A 22,191-nucleotide genomic window follows, 5' to 3' on the forward strand; every position below is an offset into this window, starting at 1 on the left:
CCCAGATCTGGGCAGACTCCGCCTACGCCGGCAAGCTCGTCGACTGGGCCGAGGGCTTCCTCCAGACTCCGTCCGGGGGCACCTCCCAGCGGTAGCTGGGGGAGATTGAGGACGCGGCCGCAGGCGTGCATCGGCTTCCCCCGGCGCCCCGGGGGATACTGGACGGATGGCGAAGAGCAAGAGGCAAGGGCGCACCCGCGCCGTGGCGCAGGCCGAGGAGGACGTGGCAGGCGGGCACGCCGAGATCGTGCCCGACCGCGACCGCCCCCGTGGTTTCACCCTGCTGATCGACTCCGCGCCGCAGTCCCACGTCGACCTCGACGACCCCACTTATCTGGACTTCGCCTACCAGCGTCGGCTCGGGCACATCGCCGACCTCGTCGCGCCGCCCGGCAGGCCGATCCAGGCGCTCCACCTCGGCGGCGGTGCCTTCACCCTCGCCCGCTACGTGGCCGCGACCCGCCCCCGCTCCACCCAGCAGATCGTGGAGATCGACGCGCCGCTCGTCCAGTTCGTCCGCCGGGAACTGCCCCTGGACGGCTCCTGGCGGATACGCGTCCGGGGCGGCGACGCCCGCGAGGGGCTGGCCAAGGTGCCCGACGGCTGGGCGGACCTGATCATCGCCGACGTCTTCAGCGGCGCCCGCACCCCCGCCCACCTCACCAGCACCGAGTTCACCGGCGAGGTGCGGCGCGCCCTGCGGCCCGGCGGCTTCTACGCCGCGAACCTCGCCGACGGGCCGCCCCTCTCCTACGTCAAGGCGCAGATCGCGACCGTACGGACGGTCTTCCCCGAGCTGTGCCTGACCGCCGACCCGGCCGTGCTGCGCGGGCGCCGCTTCGGCAACGCCGTCCTGCTGGCCTCCGACCGCGAGCTGCCCGTCGCCGAGCTGACCCGGCGGGCCGCCACCGACCCCCATCAGGGCCGGGTCGAACACGGCCGGGCGCTCGCCGACTTCACCGGGGGAGCGGCCCCCGTCACCGACGCGAGCGCCAGGCCGTCGCCCGCGCCGCCGCCCTCGGTCTTCGAATAGCTCCCGTCAGCTCCCTTTCAGCTCCCTCTCAGCTCCCGTCAGTACGGCGGAAGTTGGCCCGTCCGCACCACCTGTGCGTACCAGCGGGCGCTGGACTTGGGTGTGCGCGCCTGGGTCGCGTAGTCGACGTACACCGCGCCGAAGCGCTTGCTGTAGCCGTACGCCCACTCGAAGTTGTCGAGCAGCGACCAGAGGAAGTAGCCGCGCACGTCCGCGCCGTCGGCGAGGGCCCGCCGGACGGCGTCGAGGTGGGCGTGCAGATAGGCGATGCGCTCCGGGTCGTGCACCGACCCGCTCCCGTCCGGCTTGTCGTCGTACGCGGCCCCGTTCTCGGTGACCACGAGCGGCAGTCCGGGGAACTCGCGGCTGAAGCGCATCAGCAGCTCGTGGAGGCCCGTGGGATCGACGGACCAGTCCATCGCCGTCCGCTTCCCGGGCGGCTGGTGGAAGGCCACGACACCGGCGTCCGGCCAGGGCAGCCGGTCGGTGCGGGGAGGGGCGTTGTCAGTGGTGGCTGATACCACTGTGGGTGTGTAGTAGTTGATGCCCAGCGAGTCGAGGGGGTGCCCGATGACGCCCAGGTCGCCGTCGTGCACGAAGGACCAGTCGGTGATGCCCGCGGTGTCGGCGAAGAGATCCTCGGGGTATGCACCCCGGAGCATGGGCTCGGTGAAGATACGGGTGCCGAGGGCGTCGACGCGCCGCCGCGCGTCCAGGTCCCCCGGGGTGTCCGAACGGGCTCTGACCACCTGCGGGTTGAGGGTGACGGAGACCTTCGCCGAGTCGGGCAGGGCCGCGCGCAGCGCCTGGGCGCCGAGGCCGTGGGCCAGGTTGAGGTGGTGGGCGGCGCGCAGGGTGGCCAGGTCGTCCGTGCGGCCCGGGGCGTGCACCCCCAGGCCGTAGCCCAGGAAGGCGCTGCACCAGGGCTCGTTGAGGGTCGTCCAGAGCTCCACGCGGTCCCCGAGCGCCTCGGCGACGAGATGGGCGTAGTCGGCGAAGCGGTGCGCGGTGCCGCGCTCGGGCCAGCCGCCCGCCGTCTCCAGCTCCTGGGGCAGGTCCCAGTGGTAGAGCGTCAGCACCGGCCGGATGCCGTGGTCGAGGAGGTCGTCGACGAGGGCGCGGTAGAAGTCGAGCCCCCGCTGGGAGGCGTGGCCCCGGCCGGTGGGCTGCACGCGCGGCCAGGAGACGGAGAACCGGTAGGCGCCCAGCCCGAGTTCGGCCATCAGGCGGACGTCCTCGGCGCGCCGGTGGTAGTGGTCGGTGGCCACGTCACCGGTGTCGCCGCCCAGGGTCCTGCCGGGGGTGTGGGAGAAGACGTCCCAGATGGAGGGGGTGCGGCCGTCCTCCTGGGCCGCGCCCTCGATCTGGTACGCGGCGGTCGCGGCACCCCAGAGGAAGCCGGGCGGGAAGTTCACGGTCATGGAAGCGCTCCCGGGAGATAGAGGGGGGAGAGGGACGGTGATTCGGTCAGCCCTTGACGGCGCCCTGCATGATGCCGCCGACGATCTGTCTGCCGAACAGGGTGAAGGCGAGCAGCAGCGGCAGGGTGCCCAGCAGCGCCCCGGCCATCACCACCGCCTGGTCGGGTACGTAGCCGCGGCCGAGCCCGGTGAGCGCCACCTGCACGGTGGGGTTCTCCTGGGTCAGCGCGATGATCGGCCAGAAGAAGTCGTTCCACGCCTGGACGAAGGAGAGCATCCCGAGCACGGCCATCGCGGGCCGCGCCACGGGCAGCACGATGTGCCACACCACGCGCAGGCTGTTCGCGCCGTCCACCCGGGCCGCCTCGATCAGCTCGGTGGGCAGCGCCTCCACGAGGTACTGCCGCATGAAGAACACCCCGAACGCGCTGACCAGGGTGGGCAGTACCACCGACTGGAGCTGGTCGGTCCAGCCCAGCCCGGCGACGACCATGAACAGGGGGACGACGCTCAGCTGCGGGGGCACCATCATCGTGCCGACCGTCAGCAACAGCAGCGCGCTCCTGAACCGGAACCGCAGCTTGGCGAAGGCGAAGCCCGCCACGGTGCTGAAGAGCACCGTGCCCAGCGCGACCGTCCCGGCCACCAGCACCGTGTTGCACAGCGCCAGGCCCATGTGGGCGTCGGTCCACGCCGTCCCCAGGTTCCGCGCGAGCCGGCCGCCGAACCAGAACGGCGGCGGCGTCCTGGCCAGCCGGGTGTTGTCGCGCGACGCGGCGACCGCCGTCCACACCAGGGGGAACAGCGAGCCCGCGGTGAACAGCGCCAGCACCGCGTACGTCACCGGCCCGCCGTGCAGCTGACGGCCCGCGCGCCGGGTGGAAGTGGTCGTCACATCAGCCCCTCACCGGCTCTTCCCCAACTGCCGGGCGAGCAGCGCGTTGACCGCGCCGATCAGCAGCAGGATCAGGAACATCGTCCAGGCGACCGCGGAGGCGCGCCCGAGGTGGAAGTCGAACCAGCCCTGCTCGTAGAGGTACAGCCCCAGCGTCTGGAACTGGTGCGCGGCACCGCCCTTCTGCCCGCCCGCCCCGCCGAACAGCAGCGGCTCGCCGAAGAGCTGCGTCGCCCCGATCGTCGACACGACGACGGTGAAGAGGATCGTCGGCCGCAGCGCGGGCACCGTCACATGGCGGAACTGCTGCCGCCGCGACGCCCCGTCCAGCGCCGCCGACTCGTACCGCTCGTCCGGCACGGCCTGCATCGCGGCCAGGTAGATCAGCGCGTTGTAGCCCGTCCACCGCCAGATCACGATCGAGGACACCGCCAGCTGCGAGGTCCACCGGCCGCTCTGCCAGTCGACCGGCCCCACCCCGGCCGCGCCCAGCGCCCAGTTGACCATCCCGTAGTCCCGCCCGTAGAGCAGCACGAAGACGAGCGTCGCCGCGGCGACCGACGTGGCGTACGGGGTCAGCAGCGCGACCCGCCAGAACGAGGCGGCCCGCAGCCGGAAGTGCAGCAGGTGCGCCAGCCCCAGGGCCATCAGCAACTGCGGCACGGTGGACAGCACCCCGATGGTGAAGGTGTTGCGCAGCGCGTTCCAGAAGAACTCGTCGCGCAGCAGCCGGGCGTAGTTGTGCAGCCCCGCCCACTCCATGTGGTCCGGCGACGCCAGGTCCACCCGGTGCAGCGAGGCCCAGCCCGTGTAGAGCAGCGGGAAGACGCCGAACGCGGCGAAGAAGAGGAAGAACGGCGCCACGAAGGCGTACGGGCTGAAGCGGACGTCCCAGCGGCAGAGGCGGCTGCGCCAGGGCCGCGGCCCCCGCAGCCGCCCCGAGCCCTCGGGCGGCGGGGCCGCGGTGTCCCGGGGCGCCTCGGCGGTGGCCGTCATTCGTCCACCGCGTTGTCGATCTCCCGCTGCGCCGCCCGCCAGGCCGCCCGCGGTGCTCTGCCCTGCTGTTCGACCTGGGGGATCGCCACATCGGTGAAGGCCGTCCCGATCTGCTGCTCCTTGGGTCCGATCACCAGGGTCGGGATGTTCCTGGCCGCCTCCGCGAAGATCCGCCCGGTGGGCGCGCCCCCGAAGTAGGGGTTCCGCGCGTCCCGGACCAGCGGCATGGCGTACGAGGCCGGGGTCGAGGGGATGCTCGCCTGCCGGTCGAAGAGCTTGGCCTGCTGCTCGGGCGCGGTCAGCCAGACGGCCAGCGCGATCGCCGCCGCCTTGTGCCGGGCCGCCTTCGGCACGGTGAGGAAGGAGCCGCCCCAGTTGGCGGGCCGCGGCGCGGCCGCCACGTCCCACTTGTCCCGGCCCGCGGCGCCCGCCTTCTCCTTGATGTAGCCGAGCATCCACGGGGGACAGGCGACCGTGGCGAAGCGGCCGTTGGCGAACGCCTGGTCCCAGGGCTTCTCGAACTGTTTGAGCCGGGCCGTCAGTCCCTCCCGCGCCGCCCGCACGGCCAGTTGCCACGAGGCCCTGACCGCCGGGCTCTTCCGGTAGACGGCCCGGCCGCGCCGGTCGTAGTAGCGCTCCGCGTACCCGTGGATGGACGCGTTGTAGATCCCGGCCGCGGAGTCGGTGAACACCGTGCCGGGCGGCGCGTTCCGCCGGTACGCCCCGCCGACGTCGAGGTACTTCCGCCAGTCGCCGGCCCACAGCGCGCCGACGCGGTCCCGGTCCGTGGGCAGCCCGGCCTTCTGGAAGAGGTCCTTCCGGTAGCAGACGGCGATCGGCCCGATGTCCGTGCCGAGGCCGACCGTCCTGCCGCCGGCGGCCGTGGCCTGGGCCCACTTCCAGTCCAGCCAGTCGGTCCTGCGGACGCCCCCGGCCCGGGAGAGGTCCTCGAAGCGGTCGGCCTGGGTGGTGGCCACGTCGTGGATGTTGCCCACCTCCACGGCCTGGATGTCGGCGAGGCCGCTGCCCGCCGCGAGGTGCGTCAGCAGTTGCGGGTAGTAGGTGTCGTTCCGCTCGATCACGCTTTCCTTGATCGTGACCTCCGGGTGCAGCTTCTCGTACTCCTCGTAGAGCCCGGCCTGCCGGTAGCCGAAGACCCCGAAGGTGCCGACGCTGACGGTGGTCCGGTGTCCTCGCCCGCCGGTGTCCTCGCCGTCGTCGTCCCTTGCGCAGCTGCCGAGGAGGGCCACGGCGAGCGCGGCGGCGGTGGCGAGCGCGACCGCCGCCCACCCGGGCCGGCGCGGGCCGGCCGCCGGGGCGCTCACGGTTTCCCGGGGCCGGATCCTTCACGGGCGCGCTGGCGTTCCACCGGGTCCCGGGCCATCGGTCACGACCTTCCGTCAGATGCCACGGCGCGGCACGGTCCGCCGCGACACCTGAGCCTTCCCCCTCACGGGCGCCGAACTCTCCCTGCCCGCCCCCCGGCTCACTCCTAGGGGCTACAGACGCGGGCCAGGGCGAGCAGCCGGAAACGCCGAGGGCCCCGATCCGCTTTCGCGGATCGGGGCCCTCGATCAGGGTGAGTAACGGGACTTGAACCCGCGACATCCTGGACCACAACCAGGTGCTCTGCCAGCTGAGCTATACCCACCATGTCCGGTGTTTTTCTTGCGATTCCCACCGGCTGAGAAAAAGTGTACAGGGTCTTCGGGGGTGCTCGCTCCCAGGTGGCACCCGTCCCGGGAGCGAGCTGCGTCACTCTGCCCTAAGCGGGCAGCACGTGGCGGGCCGCGATGGTCTTCGCGGTGTCCGAGTCCGGGCCGGGCTGGGGCACGAAGATCGCCTCGCGGTAGTAGCGGAGCTCGGCGATCGACTCGCGGATGTCCGCGAGTGCCCGGTGATTGCCGCTCTTCTTGGGGCTGCTGAAGTAGGCCCGCGGATACCAGCGGCGGGCCAGCTCCTTCACCGACGACACATCGACGATCCGGTAGTGCAGGTGGCTCTCCAGCGTCGGCATGTCCCGCGAGAGGAAACCGCGGTCGGTGCCGACCGAGTTCCCGCACAGCGGGGCCTTGCCCGGCTCCGGGACGTGCGCGCGGACGTACTCCAGCACCTGGCGCTCCGCGTCCTCGAGCGTCGTGCCGTTGTCCAGCTCCGCGAGCAGCCCGGAGGCCGTGTGCATCTGGCGCACCACCTCGGGCATGGTGGTCAGGGCCTCGGCGGGCGGGCGGACGACGATGTCCACGCCGTCGCCGAGGATGTTCAGCTCAGAGTCGGTGACCAGGGCGGCCACCTCGATGAGCGCGTCGTTCGACAGCGAGAGCCCGGTCATCTCGCAGTCGATCCACACCATGCGATCGTTCATGCGTCTCACCCTACGGGGCGTTCCCGCTGGCCGGGCAGGCGTGGGGTGTAGAGGTCGGACTCCGGCTTGCCCGGATCCGGACCACCGCCCCCCAGCGGCCCGCCATGTGAAGAGGGATGGCCGATATGTCCACCATGTGACGGTTGGGTGGGCAAGATCGAACCGGCTACGGCATGGGCGCCCGCGAGCGCCGTCCGCCGCATCGCCATCACCGACGACGGCTCCCCGCTCCGCTGCTCGCCGAGCTCCGGCCGGTCGAACCGGTCGGAGCGCTCCGGCCGGTCGGGCCGCTCGCCCCGCTCGGCGCGGTCGACCGGGCCGTTCTGCGGCCGGCGCGCGCGGTACGCGGCCCGGTAGGCCGCCGGGGAGGACCCCAGCTGCCTGCGGAAGTGGCCTCTCAGTGCCACCGGCGAGCGGAAGCCGCAGCGCCCGGCGACCTCGTCCACGGAGTAGTCCGAGGTCTCCAGGAGCCGCTGCGCCTGGAGCACCCGCTGGGTGATCAGCCACTGCAGCGGGGCGCTCCCGGTGAGCGAGCGGAACCGCCGGTCGAAGGTCCGACGGCTCATATAGGCGCGGGCCGCCAGGGTCTCCACGTCGAACTGCTCGTGGAGGTGCTCCAGCGCCCAGGCGACGACCTCGGCGAGCGGGTCGGCGCCGATCTCCTCCGGTAAAGACCGGTCGAGATAGCGCTCCTGTCCGCCACTGCGGCGGGGCGGTACGACGAGACGGCGGGCCAGTGCCCCCGCCGCGTCGGCGCCGTGATCGGTACGGACGATGTGCAGGCACAGGTCGATGCCTGCCGCGGTGCCCGCGGAAGTCAGTACGTCGCCGTCGTCCACGAAGAGCTCCCGGGGGTCCACATGGACCGACGGATAGCGTTTCGCGAGCGTGGGCGCGTACATCCAATGGGTGGTGGCGGGCCTGCCGTCGAGCAGGCCCGCGGCGGCCAGTACGAAGGCCCCGGTGCACAGCCCCACGATGCGGGCACCCTCTTCATGGGCACGGCGCAGTGCGTCGAGTGCGGCGGCGGGCGGCGGTTGGGTGATCGACCGCCAGGCCGGTACGACGACGGTGCCGGCCCGGGAGAGCGCCTCCAGGCCGTACGGTGCGGTCAATTCCAGGCCGCCGGTTGTTCGCAATGGCACATCTTCGCCCGCGCATACCAGCAAGCGGTAGCGGGGCACCCCAGCGTCCTGTCGGTCGATCCCGAACACTGAGAGCGGAATGGAGCTTTCGAAGATAGGGCCGCCGCTGAAAAGCAGTACGGCGACGATCTCCCGGCGGCGGCGTCCGGAGAGCTTGCGCGTGGTCTCCGGTGCGGTCGTGGAGTCCTGGCTCATGGCGCTAAGCCCCCCTCGGCGGTCGAGTCCTCTCGGTCCTGCACGTTTCCCCTCGGTCCTGAACGGTTCCCCCGCCGGTCATGGCCAAGATCGAATCTACTGCGTCGCATGTAGTCGCGGTGACCAGTTCGTCACCCGGCTCTATGTCGACATGACAACTTGGCGCGAAGCGTTCGATCACGAAGCGTTGCACTTGCAGGGCTCGGTGAAAAGTACGCCTCTCGCCCATGCCCAATACCCGTAGGGTGCAACCGCCCTCGGCGGTCCTTTCCTTGCTGGTCGACCGGCTGTTGGGGGCTGCTCAGGCCAAGGTGGGGGGTCCGGCCTGAAGTTGGCCGAAAACCAACGGGTGCATTTGTCCGAAGGCGTCATTCACCGGGCGTACTACCCGGCGTATCACCCCGGGCGGCGCCCGGTCCGGCGCCCGGCGCGGCCGGGCCCTGGTGACGGCCGCCGCGGTGGCTGCCGACCCCCGTCCGGCCATGCCTGCCGCGATGCGGAAGAGAGGACTCCGCCAGTGGCGCGCCCGGCCGGACGCCCGTGGCCACCCGGGCGGCGCTGCGCTCGGACCGGCGCAACAGGGCCTTGCAGGCACAGGTGAGGGCCACCAGACCGGCCGCGGTGCCCGCGGCCCCGCCGAAGGACTGACCGCACATCAGCAGGACCACGGGGACCAGCGCGCAGCTGAACGCCGCCCAGCGGACCACATCGCTCACCGGATCGGGGGAGTCGGTCCCGGGGTCGTCGGCGCGGGTGTGATCACGGGTTCCGGGCACGGAGCGGCTCCCTGCTGGCGGCGGCTGACGGTGGTACAACGCCGGGCCGGGCGCCTGGGTCACTGCGCCGCGCGCATCAGGAGTACCGCCGCGTTACGGCGGGGGCATTGCGCTACGGGCCGCCCTCGTGCATGCTCCGGGGAACGCCCGCCGTGCCCCGGTTCCCCGGGTCCGGGGGCGGCGTCCCCGCCCCGCCAGGAGCGGGTCGCCCCGCCGGGCGGCCTCTGGGCAGGCGACGGGTGTCGCCGTACCCTGGAAGGTAAGTGCTTGAAAAGATGAATCCCGGACGGATTTCTCGTCCACCCGTCCCTCGGGACGCTCCGGGCGGCACCTTTCCCGGCACTCGCCGCGTTCCTCCCCCGACAACTGCAACCAGTCCACCGCTGATCCCTCCGCACGAGGACATCCTTCGCCGAGACTCCGATGGCCGGTCACGAATTCTCCGAACCCGCGGACCGCAAGCGGGTCGCCGATCACGCGGCGCACCCCGAAGCGGCGGAAGAAACACGCCATTCCTGCGATCCGGCGTTCCAGCACGGTGTCGTGGTGGGCTTCGACGGTTCCACGTCCAGCGAGCGCGCGCTTGCGTATGCAATCGGGATGGCCCGGCGCTCCGGCTCGGGCCTGATCATCGTCCATGTGGCCAACCGGCTGCCGACGACCGTCTGGGCGGGCTGTGAGCCGCCGGTCTTCGTGGACGTGCCGGATCACCGCACGGAGGTCCTCGGGCTCGAACTGGCCTGTGCGGACCACCTGTCCGAGGTGCCGTGGATCCTCGTCGAGCGCGGCGGCGACATCTGCCACGAGCTGGAGGAGGTCGGCCGGGAGTACGCGGCGGACGCGATCGTCGTCGGGTCCACGCACGGCCTGGTCGGCCGGATCTTCGGCTCGGTGGCGGGGCGGCTGGCGCGGCGCGCGCAGCGGCCGGTCGTCGTCATCCCCTAGGACGTCGTCCCGTGGCCGCTCCCGAGAGCATGTCAACTTCCGTCCCCGTACGGGCGATCCCGTCGTCCCTCGCGTTGACGGCCGGTGAATCTACCCGCGCGTAGCGGGTGGAGGGCGCCCCGGGGCGGGTAGGAACCGACGCGTGGCGTGCTGCCGGACGGGAGGTGACGGTTCCCGGAGCCGGTGGCGGCACCGTCGGCGGGAGGGCAACGCCGGCAAAAGGAACAGCCCTCCCCGCGCGCCGGGTGGCACGTGCGGGGAGGGCTGTTCCGGACCCGTCGCGGGACAGGCGGCGACGGGCCGGACCCGCCGCAGGACAGGTGCGGCAGGACCGAGTCCAAGGGGCCCGGGGGACTACTCGACGGTGACGGACTTCGCCAGGTTGCGCGGCTTGTCGATGTCGCGGCCCATGGCCTTCGCCGTGTAGTAGGCGAGCAGCTGGAGCGGGATGCCCATCAGGATCGGGTCGAGCTCGTCCTCGTTCTTCGGCACCACGATCGTGTGGTCGGCCTTCTCCTGGACCTGGTGCGCGACGGCGAGGATACGGCCGCTGCGGGCCTTGATCTCCTCCAGGGCGGCGCGGTTCTTCTCCAGCAGCTCGTCGTCCGGCACGATCGCGACGGTCGGCATCGCGGGCTCGATCAGCGCCAGCGGACCGTGCTTGAGCTCGGAGGCGGGGTAGGCCTCGGCGTGGATGTACGAGACCTCCTTGAGCTTCAGCGAGGCCTCACGGGCGACGGGGTAGCCGCGCACCCGGCCGATGAACATCATCGACTTGGCGTCCGCGTACTCGGCGGCCAGCTTCTCGATCTCCGCCTCGTTGCCGAGGATCTCCGCGATCTGGGCGGGCAGCTTGCGCAGGCCCTCGATGATCCGCTTGCCGTCGGCGACGGACAGGTCGCGGATGCGGCCCAGGTGCAGGGCGAGCAGGCCGAAGGAGACCACCATGTTGGTGAAGCACTTGGTGGAGACGACGCAGACCTCGGGGCCGGCGTGGACGTAGATGCCGCCGTCGGTCTCGCGGGCGATCGCGGAGCCGACCACGTTCACCAGGCCCAGCACGCGGGCGCCCTTGCGCTTGAGCTCCTGGACGGCCGCGAGGACGTCGTAGGTCTCACCGGACTGGGACACCGCGATGTAGAGGGTGTCGGGGTCCACGACCGGGTTGCGGTAGCGGAACTCGGAGGCGGGCTCGGCGTCGGAGGGGATGCGCGCCAGCTCCTCGATCATCTGGGCGCCGATCTGGCCCGCGTGGTACGAGGTGCCGCAGCCCAGGATCTTCACCCGGCGCACGGCGCGCGCGTCCCGGGCGTCGAGGTTGAGGCCGCCCAGGTGCACGGTGGAGAAGCGGTCGTCGATGCGGCCGCGCAGCGCGCGGTCCACGGCGTCGGCCTGCTCGTGGATCTCCTTGTGCATGTACGTGTCGTGGCCGCCCATGTCGTACGACTCGGCCTCCCACTCCACGGTGGTCGGCTGGGCGGAGGTGGCGGAGCCCTCGGTGGTGTACGTGCGGTACTCGTCGGCCTTGAGGGTGGCCATCTCGCCGTCGTCGAGGGTGACGACCTGGCGGGTGTGGCTGACCAGGGCGGCGACGTCGGAGGAGACGAACATCTCCTTCTCGCCTATGCCCAGCACGACGGGGGAGCCGTTGCGGGCGACGACGATCCGGTCCGGGAAGTCGGCGTGCAGCACGGCGATGCCGTACGTGCCCTCGATGTGCCGCAGCGCCTCGCGGACCTTCTCCTCCAGGGTCCCGGCCTGGGAGCGGGCGATGAGGTGCGCGAGGACCTCGGTGTCGGTGTCGGAGAGGAAGACGATGCCCTCGGCGGTCAGCCGGGTGCGCAGGTCGGCGGCGTTGTCGATGATGCCGTTGTGGACGACGGCGACCTTCTCGTCGGCGTCCACGTGCGGGTGGGCGTTGACGTCGTTGGGCGCGCCGTGGGTGGCCCAGCGGGTGTGGGCGATGCCGGTGCTGCCGTTGAAGCGCTTGGGCAGGCGGGCCTCCAGCTCACGGACGCGGCCCTTGGCCTTGGCGGTCTTCAGGCCACCGGTCTTGCCGCTCGCGTGCAGGGCGATACCGGCGGAGTCGTAGCCGCGGTACTCCAGGCGCTGGAGGCCCTCCAGCAGCAGCGGGGCGACATCGCGCTTACCGATATATCCGACGATTCCGCACATGTTTGGCCCTCCCAGGCAAAAGATCAGTGATGCTCGACGGCGGCAGGAGCCGCCGTGATCAGCCGTAGACGATGCGGCGCAGCTGCCGCAGCGAGAGTTCGGGCGGGGTCACCGCGCGATGCGGCAGCTCCGCCGAGATCCGCTCGAAGATCTCCGCGTTGTGCAGCCCGCCGGACTGCAGCTCGCGGTGGCGGCGGCGGACGAACGCCTCGGTCGTCTCGTCGAAGTACGCCAGGACGTCCAGGACCACCCGGGCGGCCTCGCCGCGCTGTAGCGGCGTGCTGCGCACCAGGTGGTCGACCAGGTCGTCATGGGAAGTACGGCGTTCGAGCACCAGACGATAGTGCGGGGTGGGCCGCACTATCGCAAGAATCCTGCCCGATATCGGGCAGGCCGGAAGGGAAAGGGTAGGTAAAGTGCCTACCGGACGCCTCCGGGGCCCGGTGCGCGACCGCGGGCCGTGTGTGGCTGGCCGCACAGTCCCCCGCGCCCCTTATGAGGCGCTCAGAAGCGCTTGATCACGGCCTGTTTCGCCGCCGCGAACTCGTCCTCCGTCAGGACGCCCGCCTGGAACAGCTCACCCAGCTCGCGCAGGCGACGCAGCAGCGCGTCGTGGTCGGGCATCGGCTCGCCCGCCACCTCGCCCTTGGTCAGGGCGGGCGCCGCAGGCGCGTCCCGTGGAGCGGAGGGGTGCGGCAGCCGGGCCGTGACCGCCGCCGCGACCAGGGCCAGCAGCGGGTCCTTCTTGAAGCCGTAGAACTCGATCGCGTGCGGGTCGTGCTTCGGGGGCGTCCGCGCCGTCTGGCCGGGGTGGAGGAAGCGGAGGTAGCCGTTCTCCAGGCCGATGGAGGGCTGCCACTCCACGGAGCCGATCTCCGACAGCGGCAGCGACTGGCGGCCCGCGGACTTCTTGTCGTCCTCGGTCTTCCAGTTCCACTCCAGGCTGATCCGCTCGCCGTCGAAGGTCACCGTGCCGTCCCCGGCGGTCACCGACAGCGGCACGGCCGGGCCGGGCAGCAGATAGCGGTCGGCGGGCCCGGACGGCACCTGCTCCAGGAGCAGCGCCGTACGGACCTCGTCCACGAAGTACTCCGCGACGCCCGCCTGGGCGGGCTCCACGGCCAGCTGGTACGGGTCCGCGCCGTCCGGCAGCTGCCCGCGCGCGACCTGGAGCAGCGGGTCCGCCCCGTCGCGCAGCCGCAGCCGGAGCCGCCCGCCCTTGCGGCCCGGCTCGAAGGAGACCGCGGCCGTCGCCGCCAGCGGGACGGCCAGCTCACCCAGGGTCTGCCGGGCCGGGTGCACTCCACGCTCCCGGCCCGGCACGATCCGTATCGTGGCGCCGTCGAACGTCCACGTACCGTCCTTCTGGAAGATCTCAGCCATGCATCCGATTCTCGCAGGGCCGACGACCCGTCAAAGGGCGGATCAGAAGCCCAGTTCGCGGGCGATCAGCATCCGCTGGACCTCGCTGGTGCCCTCGCCGATCTCCAGGATCTTGGAGTCCCGCCACATGCGGGCCACCGGGTACTCGTTCATGAAGCCGTAGCCGCCGTGGATCTGGGTGGCCTCGCGGGCGTTGGTCACCGCGATCTCCGAGGAGTACAGCTTCGCGAGCGCCGCCTCCTTCTTGAACGGCTCGCCGTGCACCAGCCGCGACGCGGCGTCCCGCCAGGCGAGCCGGGCCGTGTGCGCCCGCATCTCCATGTCGGCCAGCTTGAACTGGATCGCCTGGTTCGAGCCGATCGGCCGGCCGAACGCCTCGCGTTCCTTGGCGTACTTCACGGACTCGTCCACACAGCCCTGCGCCAGGCCCGTCGCCAGCGCCGAGATCGCGACCCGGCCCTCGTCCAGTATCCGCAGGAACTGGGCGTAGCCGCGCCCCTCCTCGCCCAGCAGGTTCGCCTTCGGCACCCGGACGTCGGAGAACGACAGCTCGCGGGTGTCCGAGGCGTTCCAGCCCACCTTGGAGTACGGGGCCGCGACCGTGAAGCCGGGCGTCCCGGACGGCACGATGATCGACGAGATCAGCGGCTTGCCGTCGGCCGTGCGGCCGGTCACGGCGGTGACGGTGACCAGGCCCGTGATGTCCGTGCCCGAGTTGGTGATGAAGCACTTGGTGCCGTTGATCACCCACTCGCCCGTGGCCTCGTCCAGCCGCGCCGTGGTGCGGGTGCCGCCCGCGTCCGAGCCCGCGCCCGGCTCCGTCAGCCCGAACGCGCCCAGCATCTCGCCGGAGCACAGCTTGGGCAGCCACTCCCGCTTCTGCTCCTCCGTGCCGAACCGGAAGACGGGCATCGCGCCCAGCGAGACCCCGGCCTCCAGGGTGATCGCCACCGAGGAGTCCACCCGGGCCAGCTCCTCCAGGGCCAGCCCGAGCGCCAGGTAGTCACCGCCCATCCCGCCGTACTCCTCCGGGAACGGCAGTCCGAACAGGCCCATGCGGCCCATCTCCCGCACGATCTCGTACGGGAACTCGTGGCGCTCGTAGAAGTCGCCGATCTTCGGGGCGACCACGTCGTGTGCGAACTCCTCGACGGTACGGCGGAGTTCCTCGTGCTCGGGGGTGAGGCGGTGGTCCAGCGGCATGACTCAGGGCTCCTGACGGGAAAGGGCGCGGACTGTACGGGACGGGCTGGGCCGCCCCAGCCGGTCGGCCATCCACACGCTCGTGGCGGTGAGCAGGCCGATGTCGACCCCGGTGTCGATCCCGAGGCCGTTGAGCATCCAGAGGAGGTCTTCGGTGGCGAGGTTGCCCGTCGCGCTCCTGGCGTACGGGCAGCCGCCGAGGCCGCCGGCGGAGGCGTCGACGGTGGTCACGCCGAGCCGGAGCGCGGCGAGGGTGTTGGACAGTGCCTGGCCGTAGGTGTCGTGGAAGTGCACGGCGAGCCGGTCCACCGGCACGCCCGCGCCGTGGAGGCCGGTCAGCAGCGCGGTGACGTGGCCCGGTGTGGCCACGCCGATCGTGTCGCCCAGGCTCAGCTCGTCACAGCCGAGGTCCAGCAGGCGGCCGGCGACCCGCACCACCTGCTCGACGGGCACGGCCCCTTCCCAGGGATCGCCGAAGCACATGGACAGATAGCCGCGCACCCGGACGCCCGCCTCGCGCGCCGTGGCCACCACCGGCGCGAACATCTCCAGCGACTCGTCCACCGTACGGTTGAGGTTGGCCTTCGCGAACGACTCGGTGGCGCTGCCGAAGACGGCGATCTCCCGTACGCCCAGGGCCAGGGCGCGGTCCAGGCCGCGCGCGTTCGGCACCAGGACGGGCAGCCGGGCCGGGACGCCGTCGAGCATCGGCATCAGCCGCTCGGCGTCGGCCAGTTGGGGCACCCACTTGGGGTGCACGAAGCTCGTCGCCTCGACGGTGCCGAGCCCGGCGGCGGCGAGACGGCGGATGAACTCCGCCTTCACCTCCGTCGGCACGACCGTCTTCTCGTTCTGCAGGCCGTCGCGCGGGCCCACTTCGTGAATCCGCACCCGCGCCGGGAGGCCCGGCTCCGGCACGGTCATGGGCAGTCCGTCGATCATGACTCCTCCCCGGCGGCCGGGGTGACCACGGCCAGCACCTGGTCCATGGCGACGGTGGCCCCGGCCGTCACGTCCAGCTCGGTGACCGTGCCGTCGTGCGGGGCGGAGATGACGTGCTCCATCTTCATCGCCTCCACGACGAGCAGGCTCTGCCCGGCGCGGACCTCGTCCCCGACGGCCGCCTTCACGACGGTGACGGTGCCGGGCATGGGGGCGGTCAGGGTGTCCACGCCGGCCGCGCTCGCGCTGCCGCGTGCCTGTACGGGATCGTGATCCCGTATGAACCAGGTGTCGCCGTCGCGGCCGAGCCACGTCCCCTCCGGGGAGGGAGCGTGGGTGAAGCGGTGGGTGAGACCGGCGAGTTCGACGGTGAGGGTGTGGGCGTCCAGGCGGACGACGCGTGCGGGTGCGCTTCCGGGCGCGGACGGTGCCGGGGCCTCCGGGCCCGCAGGCAGTCGCGCGCCGTCCAGGGCGATGTCCGTCGCCGTCCCCGTGGTGCGCACCCGGACCGTGACCGGGTCCTGGCCCGGTGCGCGGAAGTGGTGCGGCGTCCACGCCGGTTCGCCGCCGAGGCGCCAGCCCGTCGGGACGGAGAACGGGTCCACCCACGCGGGGGGCCGGGGGGCCTGCCTCCCGGGCGCGGCGGGGGGAAGGCGCGGGGCCGGGGCAGAGCCCCCGGCGACGGGGCTCCCCGGCTCCAGGGCCGCCTGCCGCAGCAGCGCGCCCGCCGCGTACACCTCGTCCGGGACGGACGACGTCACGAGCCCCGCCGAGGCCCGGTCCACCAGCCCCGTGTCCAGCGCCCCCGACACCACATCGGGGTGCGCCAGCAGCCTCCGGAGGAACCCCGCGTTGGTGTCGACGCCCAGCACCACCGTCTCCGCGAGAGCGGCCCGCAGCCGCCGCAGTGCCGTCGCGCGGTCCGGACCGTACGCGATGACCTTGGCCAGCATCGGGTCGTACGAGGTGCCGACCTCCGTGCCCTCGGAGAGGCCGGAGTCCACGCGGACGCCCTCGCCCGCCGGCTCGCGCAGCAGCCGCACCGTGCCCGCCGAGGGCAGGAAGTCGACCCGGTCGCCGTTCGGGCGCGCGGTCTCGGCGCAGATGCGGGCCTCCACGGCGTGGCCCGTGAGCGTCACGTCCTCCTGGGCGAGCGCCAGGGCCTCGCCGGAGGCGACCCGCACCTGCCACTCCACCAGGTCGAGACCGGTGATCAGCTCGGTGACGGGGTGCTCGACCTGGAGACGCGTGTTCATCTCCATGAAGTAGTACGAGGCGGGGTCGTCGCCCGGCACGATGAACTCCACCGTGCCCGCGCCCGCGTAGCCGCACGAGCGGGCGGCCTGCACCGCCGCCTCGCCCATCGCCGCGCGCGTGGCCCCGTCCAGCAGCGGGGACGGCGCCTCCTCGACGATCTTCTGGTGGCGGCGCTGGAGGGAGCACTCGCGCTCGCCCAGGTGGACGACGTTGCCGTGGCCGTCCGCCAGCACCTGGATCTCGATGTGGCGGGGGCGGTCGATCCACCGCTCGACGAGCAGCGTGTCGTCACCGAACGAGCCGCGCGCCTCGCGCCGGGCGGCCGCGATCTCCTCGCCCAGCAGCGCCGCGTCGCGGACGAGCCGCATGCCCTTGCCGCCGCCGCCCGCGGAGGGCTTCAGCAGTACGGGCATCCCGATCTCCAGCGCGGCCGCCGTCAGTTCGGCGTCCGTCAGGCCGCTGCCCGACGAACCCGGCACCACCGGCACGCCCGCCGCCCGCACCGTCTCCTTGGCACGGATCTTGTCGCCCATCAGCTCGATCGCCCGCGCGGGCGGGCCGATGAACGCGAGCCCGGCGGCCTCGCAGGCGCGGGCGAAGGCCGCGTTCTCCGCGAGGAAGCCGTAGCCGGGGTGGACGGCCTGCGCGCCCGTGCGCCCGGCGGCCGCCAGCAGGCGCTCGATCGACAAATAGCTCTCGGCGGCCGCCGCCGGACCGATCCGTACGGCCGTGTCGGCCTCGCGCACGTGCCGCGCGTCCGCGTCGGCGTCGCTGAACACGGCGACCGACCGGATGCCCAGCTCCCGCAGCGTGCGGATGACACGGACGGCGATCTCGCCTCGGTTGGCGACCAGGACAGTTTCGAACATGCTCCGCCTCACATCCGGAAGACGCCGTAGCCGGGCGCCGCGGGGTCCTTCTCCGGCAGGGGCGCGTTCGCGCACGCGGTGAGCGCGAGACCGAGCACCGTGCGCGTCTCCAGCGGGTCGATGACCCCGTCGTCCCACAGCCGCGCGGTGGCGTAGTAGGCGCTGCCCTGCGTCTCGTACTGCTCGCGGATCGGCGCCCGGAACGCGGCCTCCTCCTCCGCGCTCCACTCCTCGCCGCGCCCCTCCAGCTGGTCGCGCTTGACCGTCGCGAGGACGGACGCGGCCTGCTCGCCGCCCATCACCGAGATCTTGGCGTTGGGCCACATCCACAGGAAGCGCGGCGAATAGGCGCGCCCGCACATCGAGTAGTTGCCCGCGCCGTAGGAGCCGCCGACGACGACCGTCAGCTTGGGGACGCGCGTGCAGGCGACCGCCGTCACCATCTTCGCGCCGTGCTTGGCGATGCCGCCCGCCTCGTACTGCCTGCCGACCATGAAGCCCGAGATGTTCTGCAGGAAGACCAGGGGGATGCCGCGCTGGTCGCACAGCTCGATGAAGTGCGCGCCCTTCTGCGCCGACTCCGAGAAGAGGATGCCGTTGTTGGCGACGATGCCCACCGGGTGGCCGTGGATCCGGGCGAAGCCGGTCACCAGCGTCTGCCCGAACTCCGCCTTGAACTCGGCGAACCGCGAACCGTCCACCACGCGCGCGATGACCTCGCGGACGTCGTACGGCGTGCGGGAGTCCACCGGCACCGCCCCGTACAGCCCCGCCGGGTCGGCCTCGGGCTCCTCGACCGGCTCCACCGGCCACGGCAGGGCCCCGCGCTCCGGCAGCGTGGACACGATCGTCCGCACGATCCGCAGCGCGTGCGCGTCGTCCTCGGCGAGGTGGTCGGTGACGCCGGAGACCTTGGAGTGCACCTCGCCGCCGCCCAGCTCCTCCGCCGTGACGACCTCGCCCGTCGCGGCCTTCACCAGCGGCGGGCCGCCCAGGAAGATCGTGCCCTGGCCGCGCACGATGACCGCCTCGTCGCTCATCGCCGGGACGTACGCCCCGCCGGCCGTGCACGAGCCCAGGACCGCGGCGATCTGCGGGATGCCCGCACCGGACATCCGCGCCTGGTTGTAGAAGATCCGGCCGAAGTGCTCGCGGTCCGGGAACACCTCGTCCTGCATGGGCAGGAACGCGCCGCCGGAATCCACCAGATACAGGCAGGGCAGCCGGTTCTCCAGCGCGATCTCCTGCGCGCGCAGGTGCTTCTTCACCGTCATCGGGTAGTACGTGCCGCCCTTGACCGTGGCGTCGTTGGCGACGATCACCGTCTCGCGGCCGGACACCCGCCCGATGCCCGCGATCACACCCGCGGCCGGGGCGGCCCCGCCGTACATCCCCTCGGCCGCCAGCGGCGCGATCTCCAGGAACGGCGAGCCCGGGTCCAGCAGGGCGTCGACCCGGTCGCGCGGCAGCAGCTTGCCGCGCGCGGTGTGCCGCGCCCTGGCCCGCTCGCCGCCGCCCAGCCGCGCCGCGGCCAGCCGCTCCCGCAGCCCCGCCGCCAGCTCGCGATGGGCGGCCTCGTTGGCCCGCCAGGGATCGGACGAGGGGTCGGCGGTGCTCCCCAGCACCGGTGCCTGCTGCATGTGCTCGAGCTCCCTTGCTCGGTTAATGAGCGTTAACACACTTCCTTCAGGTTAACGGCGGCTAACGCCGCTGTCTAGAATTGATTCCGTGAACAGCGCAGCCACCCGTACGCACGCCGCCCCCTCCCGTCGCGAGCAGATCCTGGAGGAGGCCGCCCGGCTCTTCGCGGAGCGCGGCTTCCACGGCGTCGGCGTGGACGAGATAGGGGCCGCCGTCGGCATCAGCGGACCCGGCCTCTACCGCCACTTCGCGGGCAAGGACGCGATGCTCTCCGAGCTGCTCGTGGGCATCAGCGAGCGGCTCCTCGACGGCGGCCGCAAGCGGGTCGCCGAGGCCACGGCCGCCGCCGGCGGACCGGCCGCCGTCCTCGACTCCCTCATCGACGGCCACATCGACTTCGCCCTCGACGACCGCGCGCTGATCACCCTCCACGACCGCGAACTGGGGCAGCTGCGCGACACCGACCGCAAGCAGGTGCGCTCCCTCCAGCGGCAGTACGTCGAGCTGTGGGTCGACGTCGTCCGCGCGCTGCACCCGGACGCCCCGGCCGCCGAGGCGCGCGCCGCCGTCCACGCCGTCTTCGGCCTGCTCAACTCCACGCCCCACCTCGGCCGCCCCGGCGCCCTCCCCGGCCGCGCCGCCACCGCGGCCCTCCTCCGCCGCCTCGCGCTCGGCGCCCTCGCGGCCCTCTCGGCCGGGCCCGAGGTCTGAGGGCCGAGGTCCGAAGTCCGAGGTCGTCCGACTCTGGACAATTCTCTTGACCGGCGGGTAACTTGCGCCCTGAGCAAGCGCTTAGGCGTGGGTTCGGGCGAGTGGACGAGGAGACGGCCGATGCGTCGGACTGTGTACAACGAGGACCACGAGGCGTTCCGCGGGACGATGCGCGACTTCATCGCCGCGGAGGTCACGCCGTTCTACGACGAGTGGCGGGAAGCCGGTGCCGCGCCGCGCGAGTTCTACAAGAAGCTCGGCGAACTCGGCGTCTTCGGCATCGAGGTGCCCGAGGAGTACGGCGGCGCCGGTGAGCACAGCTTCAAGTTCCAGGCCGTCATCACCGAGGAGTGCGCCCGCGCGGGCGTCAGCTTCGGCGGCAGCAGCGTGCACGCCGCCCTGTGCCTCCCGTACCTCCTCAAGTACGCCACCGAGGAGCAGAAGCGGCGCTGGCTGCCGCCCTTCGTCTCCGGCGACATGATGACCGCCATCGCCATGACCGAGCCGGGCACCGGCTCCGACCTGGCCGGCATGAAGACCACCGCCAGGCTCTCCGAGGACGGCACGCACTACGTCCTCAACGGCGCGAAGACGTTCATCACCGGCGGCGTCCACGCCGACCGCGTCCTCGTCTGCGCCCGCACCGCACCGCCCACCCCCGAGGACCGGCGCGCCGGCATCTCCATCCTCGCCGTCGACACCGCCTCCGAGGGCTACGCGGTCGGCCGCAAGCTGGAGAAGCTCGGGCTGCACGCCTCCGACACCGCCGAACTCTCCTTCACCGACGTCAAGGTGCCCGTCGAGGACCTCCTCGGCGAGGAGGGCAAGGCGTTCGGCTACCTCGGGCACAACCTGCCGCAGGAGCGCCTCTCCATCGCCGTCGGCGCGTACGCCCAGTCCGCCGCGGCCGTCGAGTTCGCCAAGGCGTATGTGAAGGACCGCACCGTCTTCGGACAGTCCGTCGCGGCCTTCCAGAACACCAAGTTCGTGCTGGCCGACTGCAAGGCCGAGGTCGACGCCATGCAGGCGGTCGTGGACCGCGCCCTGGACGCGCACGACGCGGGCGAGCTCACCGCCGCCGACGCCGCCTCCGCGAAGCTCTTCACCACCGAGCGCGCCGCCGTCGTCATCGACAAGTGCCTCCAACTGCACGGCGGCTACGGCTACATGATGGAGTACCCGATCGCCCGCCTCTACGCGGATACCCGCGTCACCCGGATCTACGGCGGGACGAGCGAGGTCATGCGCTCCATCATCGCCAAGTCCATGGGCCTGTGACGGGCCCGGCGGACCGGTAAGGCCCACACGGTAAGGCCCACACACCATGAACGAGCCCCTTACACCCCTCGACGATCTGCTCAGCGTCCTCGACCTGGAGCGGATCGAGGAGGACATCTTCCGCGGCGTGAGCCGCCACACGCTGGTGCCGCGCGTCTTCGGCGGCCAGGTCGCCGCCCAGGCCCTGGTCGCCGCGGGGCGCACCGTCCCCGGCGACCGCATCCCGCACTCCCTGCACTCCTACTTCCTGCGCACCGGCGACCCCGAAGTCCCCATCGTCTACACGGTGGACCGCATCCGAGACGGCCGGTCCTTCACCACCCGCCGCGTCGTCGCCGTGCAGCACGGGCACCCCATCTTCCATCTCTCCGCGTCCTTCCAGACGCACGAGGAGGGCCTGGAGCACCAGGAGCCGATGCCGTCCGCACCGGACCCCCTCACCCTGCCCACCGCCGCCGAGATGCTGCCCCGCGTCGCCCACCGCTTCGCCGACCCGCGGGTGCTGGACCGGCTCCTCGACGCCCGCGCGGCCGTCGACCTCCGCTACGTCGACGAGCCCCCGTACGGCGACGTGACCGCGCCCCGTGAACCGAAGTCGCAGGTTTGGTTCCGGACCAACGGCAAACTGGACGACGCCCCGCCCCCCGACGCCCTCTGGGGCGATCCCCTCCTCCACATCGGCCTCGCCACCTACGTCTCCGACATGACCCTTCTCGACTCCGTCCTCCTCGCCCACGGCCGCGGCGGCTGGGCGGTCGGCGACGTCGTCGGCGCGAGCCTCGACCACGCGATGTGGTTCCACCGCCCCTTCCGCGCGGACGACTGGCTCCTCTACGACCAGGAGAGCCCGACGTCCCAGGGCGGCCGGGGCCTGGCCCGCGGCCGTATCTTCACGCGCACGGGGGAGCTGGCGGTATCGGTGATCCAGGAGGGGGTCGTGCGGGTTCCCCGGGGGTGAGGG

19 protein-coding genes and 1 tRNA gene are annotated in these 22,191 nt (G+C 72.2%); 5 read left to right on the top strand and 15 right to left on the bottom strand.

Features of this window, described 5'->3' with window-relative positions; translation table 11 throughout:
- The first annotated feature begins 166 nt into the window (after nt 1–166).
- Nucleotides 167–1,033 (top strand): spermidine synthase, encoded by an 867-nt coding sequence (locus ACWD4A_RS07710; RefSeq protein ID WP_451190659.1) that lies wholly within the window; start codon nt 167–169, stop codon nt 1,031–1,033.
- A 38-nt stretch (nt 1,034–1,071) separates the two neighbouring features.
- Here ACWD4A_RS07710 and ACWD4A_RS07715 read toward each other — a convergent pair whose 3' ends face one another.
- From ACWD4A_RS07715 to ACWD4A_RS07750, 8 genes are all read right to left on the bottom strand, one after another.
- Complete coding sequence (locus tag ACWD4A_RS07715) at nt 1,072–2,454, bottom strand: GH1 family beta-glucosidase (RefSeq protein ID WP_451190661.1); 1,383 nt, start codon at nt 2,452–2,454, stop codon at nt 1,072–1,074.
- A 46-nt stretch (nt 2,455–2,500) separates the two neighbouring features.
- Nucleotides 2,501–3,349, bottom strand: coding sequence for a carbohydrate ABC transporter permease (locus ACWD4A_RS07720; RefSeq protein ID WP_451190663.1), 849 nt, complete (start codon nt 3,347–3,349; stop codon nt 2,501–2,503).
- A gap of 9 nt (nt 3,350–3,358) precedes the next feature.
- On the bottom strand, nt 3,359–4,345 hold the full coding sequence (locus tag ACWD4A_RS07725) for a carbohydrate ABC transporter permease (protein ID WP_451190665.1): 987 nt from the start codon (nt 4,343–4,345) through the stop codon (nt 3,359–3,361).
- On the bottom strand, nt 4,342–5,670 hold the full coding sequence (locus ACWD4A_RS07730) for an ABC transporter substrate-binding protein (RefSeq protein WP_451190667.1): 1,329 nt from the start codon (nt 5,668–5,670) through the stop codon (nt 4,342–4,344). The genes ACWD4A_RS07725 and ACWD4A_RS07730 overlap by 4 nt, the downstream gene beginning before the upstream one ends.
- A gap of 253 nt (nt 5,671–5,923) precedes the next feature.
- Nucleotides 5,924–5,996, bottom strand: a tRNA-His gene (locus ACWD4A_RS07735).
- A 114-nt stretch (nt 5,997–6,110) separates the two neighbouring features.
- Entirely contained in the window at nt 6,111–6,710 is a 600-nt protein-coding gene (gene orn / locus ACWD4A_RS07740) for an oligoribonuclease (RefSeq protein WP_451190668.1), read from the bottom strand.
- A 5-nt stretch (nt 6,711–6,715) separates the two neighbouring features.
- Nucleotides 6,716–8,050, bottom strand: coding sequence for a helix-turn-helix domain-containing protein (locus tag ACWD4A_RS07745; protein ID WP_451190670.1), 1,335 nt, complete (start codon nt 8,048–8,050; stop codon nt 6,716–6,718).
- A gap of 368 nt (nt 8,051–8,418) precedes the next feature.
- The gene (locus ACWD4A_RS07750; protein ID WP_451190673.1) at nt 8,419–8,826 is read right to left on the bottom strand and encodes a hypothetical protein; all 408 of its coding nucleotides are present in this window, start codon (nt 8,824–8,826) and stop codon (nt 8,419–8,421) included.
- Nucleotides 8,827–9,249: 423 nt separating this feature from the next.
- Between ACWD4A_RS07750 and ACWD4A_RS07755 the strand changes: the two genes are divergently transcribed.
- Nucleotides 9,250–9,771, top strand: a complete 522-nt coding sequence (locus tag ACWD4A_RS07755; RefSeq protein ID WP_058044349.1) for a universal stress protein — start codon at nt 9,250–9,252, stop codon at nt 9,769–9,771.
- A gap of 354 nt (nt 9,772–10,125) precedes the next feature.
- On the opposite strand, the gene glmS is transcribed toward ACWD4A_RS07755, so the two are convergent.
- The 7 genes from glmS to ACWD4A_RS07790 all read right to left on the bottom strand — a co-directional run bounded on the left by glmS (nt 10,126) and on the right by ACWD4A_RS07790 (nt 19,240).
- Nucleotides 10,126–11,946: a glutamine--fructose-6-phosphate transaminase (isomerizing) gene (gene glmS, locus ACWD4A_RS07760; protein WP_451190676.1), complete on the bottom strand. Its 1,821-nt coding sequence runs from the start codon at nt 11,944–11,946 to the stop codon at nt 10,126–10,128.
- A 58-nt stretch (nt 11,947–12,004) separates the two neighbouring features.
- The gene (locus ACWD4A_RS07765) at nt 12,005–12,280 is read right to left on the bottom strand and encodes a hypothetical protein (RefSeq protein WP_451190679.1); all 276 of its coding nucleotides are present in this window, start codon (nt 12,278–12,280) and stop codon (nt 12,005–12,007) included.
- A 170-nt stretch (nt 12,281–12,450) separates the two neighbouring features.
- Entirely contained in the window at nt 12,451–13,329 is an 879-nt protein-coding gene (locus ACWD4A_RS07770; RefSeq protein WP_451190681.1) for a DUF4429 domain-containing protein, read from the bottom strand.
- 42 nt (nt 13,330–13,371) lie between these two features.
- A complete protein-coding gene (locus ACWD4A_RS07775; RefSeq protein WP_451190926.1) occupies nt 13,372–14,526 on the bottom strand; it encodes an acyl-CoA dehydrogenase family protein in 1,155 nt (384 codons plus the stop codon).
- 9 nt (nt 14,527–14,535) lie between these two features.
- Complete coding sequence (locus tag ACWD4A_RS07780) at nt 14,536–15,474, bottom strand: hydroxymethylglutaryl-CoA lyase (RefSeq protein WP_451190683.1); 939 nt, start codon at nt 15,472–15,474, stop codon at nt 14,536–14,538.
- Entirely contained in the window at nt 15,471–17,600 is a 2,130-nt protein-coding gene (locus tag ACWD4A_RS07785) for an ATP-binding protein (protein WP_451190685.1), read from the bottom strand. Before ACWD4A_RS07785 ends, ACWD4A_RS07780 begins: the two co-directional genes overlap by 4 nt.
- 8 nt (nt 17,601–17,608) lie before the next feature.
- On the bottom strand, nt 17,609–19,240 hold the full coding sequence (locus ACWD4A_RS07790; protein WP_451190688.1) for a carboxyl transferase domain-containing protein: 1,632 nt from the start codon (nt 19,238–19,240) through the stop codon (nt 17,609–17,611).
- Nucleotides 19,241–19,328: 88 nt separating this feature from the next.
- On the opposite strand from ACWD4A_RS07790, the gene ACWD4A_RS07795 reads away from it, so the two are divergent.
- From ACWD4A_RS07795 to ACWD4A_RS07805, 3 genes are all read left to right on the top strand, one after another.
- Nucleotides 19,329–19,952, top strand: a complete 624-nt coding sequence (locus ACWD4A_RS07795) for an SACE_7040 family transcriptional regulator (RefSeq protein ID WP_451190690.1) — start codon at nt 19,329–19,331, stop codon at nt 19,950–19,952.
- Nucleotides 19,953–20,072: 120 nt separating this feature from the next.
- The gene (locus ACWD4A_RS07800; protein WP_451190693.1) at nt 20,073–21,230 is read left to right on the top strand and encodes an acyl-CoA dehydrogenase family protein; all 1,158 of its coding nucleotides are present in this window, start codon (nt 20,073–20,075) and stop codon (nt 21,228–21,230) included.
- Nucleotides 21,231–21,276: 46 nt separating this feature from the next.
- On the top strand, nt 21,277–22,188 hold the full coding sequence (locus tag ACWD4A_RS07805; RefSeq protein WP_451190696.1) for an acyl-CoA thioesterase: 912 nt from the start codon (nt 21,277–21,279) through the stop codon (nt 22,186–22,188).
- Nucleotides 22,189–22,191 lie beyond the last annotated feature (3 nt).

This window comes from Streptomyces sp. NPDC002537 (assembly GCF_053594975.1).

Excerpts from the sequence above, each read along its gene's own strand:
- ACWD4A_RS07710 (WP_451190659.1), top strand. The coding sequence starts at position 167 with ATGGCGAAGAGCAAGAGGCAAGGGCGCACCCGCGCCGTGGCGCAGGCC.
- ACWD4A_RS07715 (WP_451190661.1), bottom strand. The coding sequence starts at position 2,454 with ATGACCGTGAACTTCCCGCCCGGCTTCCTCTGGGGTGCCGCGACCGCC.
- ACWD4A_RS07725 (WP_451190665.1), bottom strand. The coding sequence starts at position 4,345 with ATGACGGCCACCGCCGAGGCGCCCCGGGACACCGCGGCCCCGCCGCCC.
- orn (WP_451190668.1), bottom strand. The coding sequence starts at position 6,710 with ATGAACGATCGCATGGTGTGGATCGACTGCGAGATGACCGGGCTCTCG.
- ACWD4A_RS07745 (WP_451190670.1), bottom strand. The coding sequence starts at position 8,050 with ATGAGCCAGGACTCCACGACCGCACCGGAGACCACGCGCAAGCTCTCC.
- ACWD4A_RS07755 (WP_058044349.1), top strand. The coding sequence starts at position 9,250 with ATGGCCGGTCACGAATTCTCCGAACCCGCGGACCGCAAGCGGGTCGCC.
- glmS (WP_451190676.1), bottom strand. The coding sequence starts at position 11,946 with ATGTGCGGAATCGTCGGATATATCGGTAAGCGCGATGTCGCCCCGCTG.
- ACWD4A_RS07770 (WP_451190681.1), bottom strand. The coding sequence starts at position 13,329 with ATGGCTGAGATCTTCCAGAAGGACGGTACGTGGACGTTCGACGGCGCC.
- ACWD4A_RS07780 (WP_451190683.1), bottom strand. The coding sequence starts at position 15,474 with ATGATCGACGGACTGCCCATGACCGTGCCGGAGCCGGGCCTCCCGGCG.
- ACWD4A_RS07785 (WP_451190685.1), bottom strand. The coding sequence starts at position 17,600 with ATGTTCGAAACTGTCCTGGTCGCCAACCGAGGCGAGATCGCCGTCCGT.
- ACWD4A_RS07790 (WP_451190688.1), bottom strand. The coding sequence starts at position 19,240 with ATGCAGCAGGCACCGGTGCTGGGGAGCACCGCCGACCCCTCGTCCGAT.
- ACWD4A_RS07800 (WP_451190693.1), top strand. The coding sequence starts at position 20,073 with ATGCGTCGGACTGTGTACAACGAGGACCACGAGGCGTTCCGCGGGACG.
- ACWD4A_RS07805 (WP_451190696.1), top strand. The coding sequence starts at position 21,277 with ATGAACGAGCCCCTTACACCCCTCGACGATCTGCTCAGCGTCCTCGAC.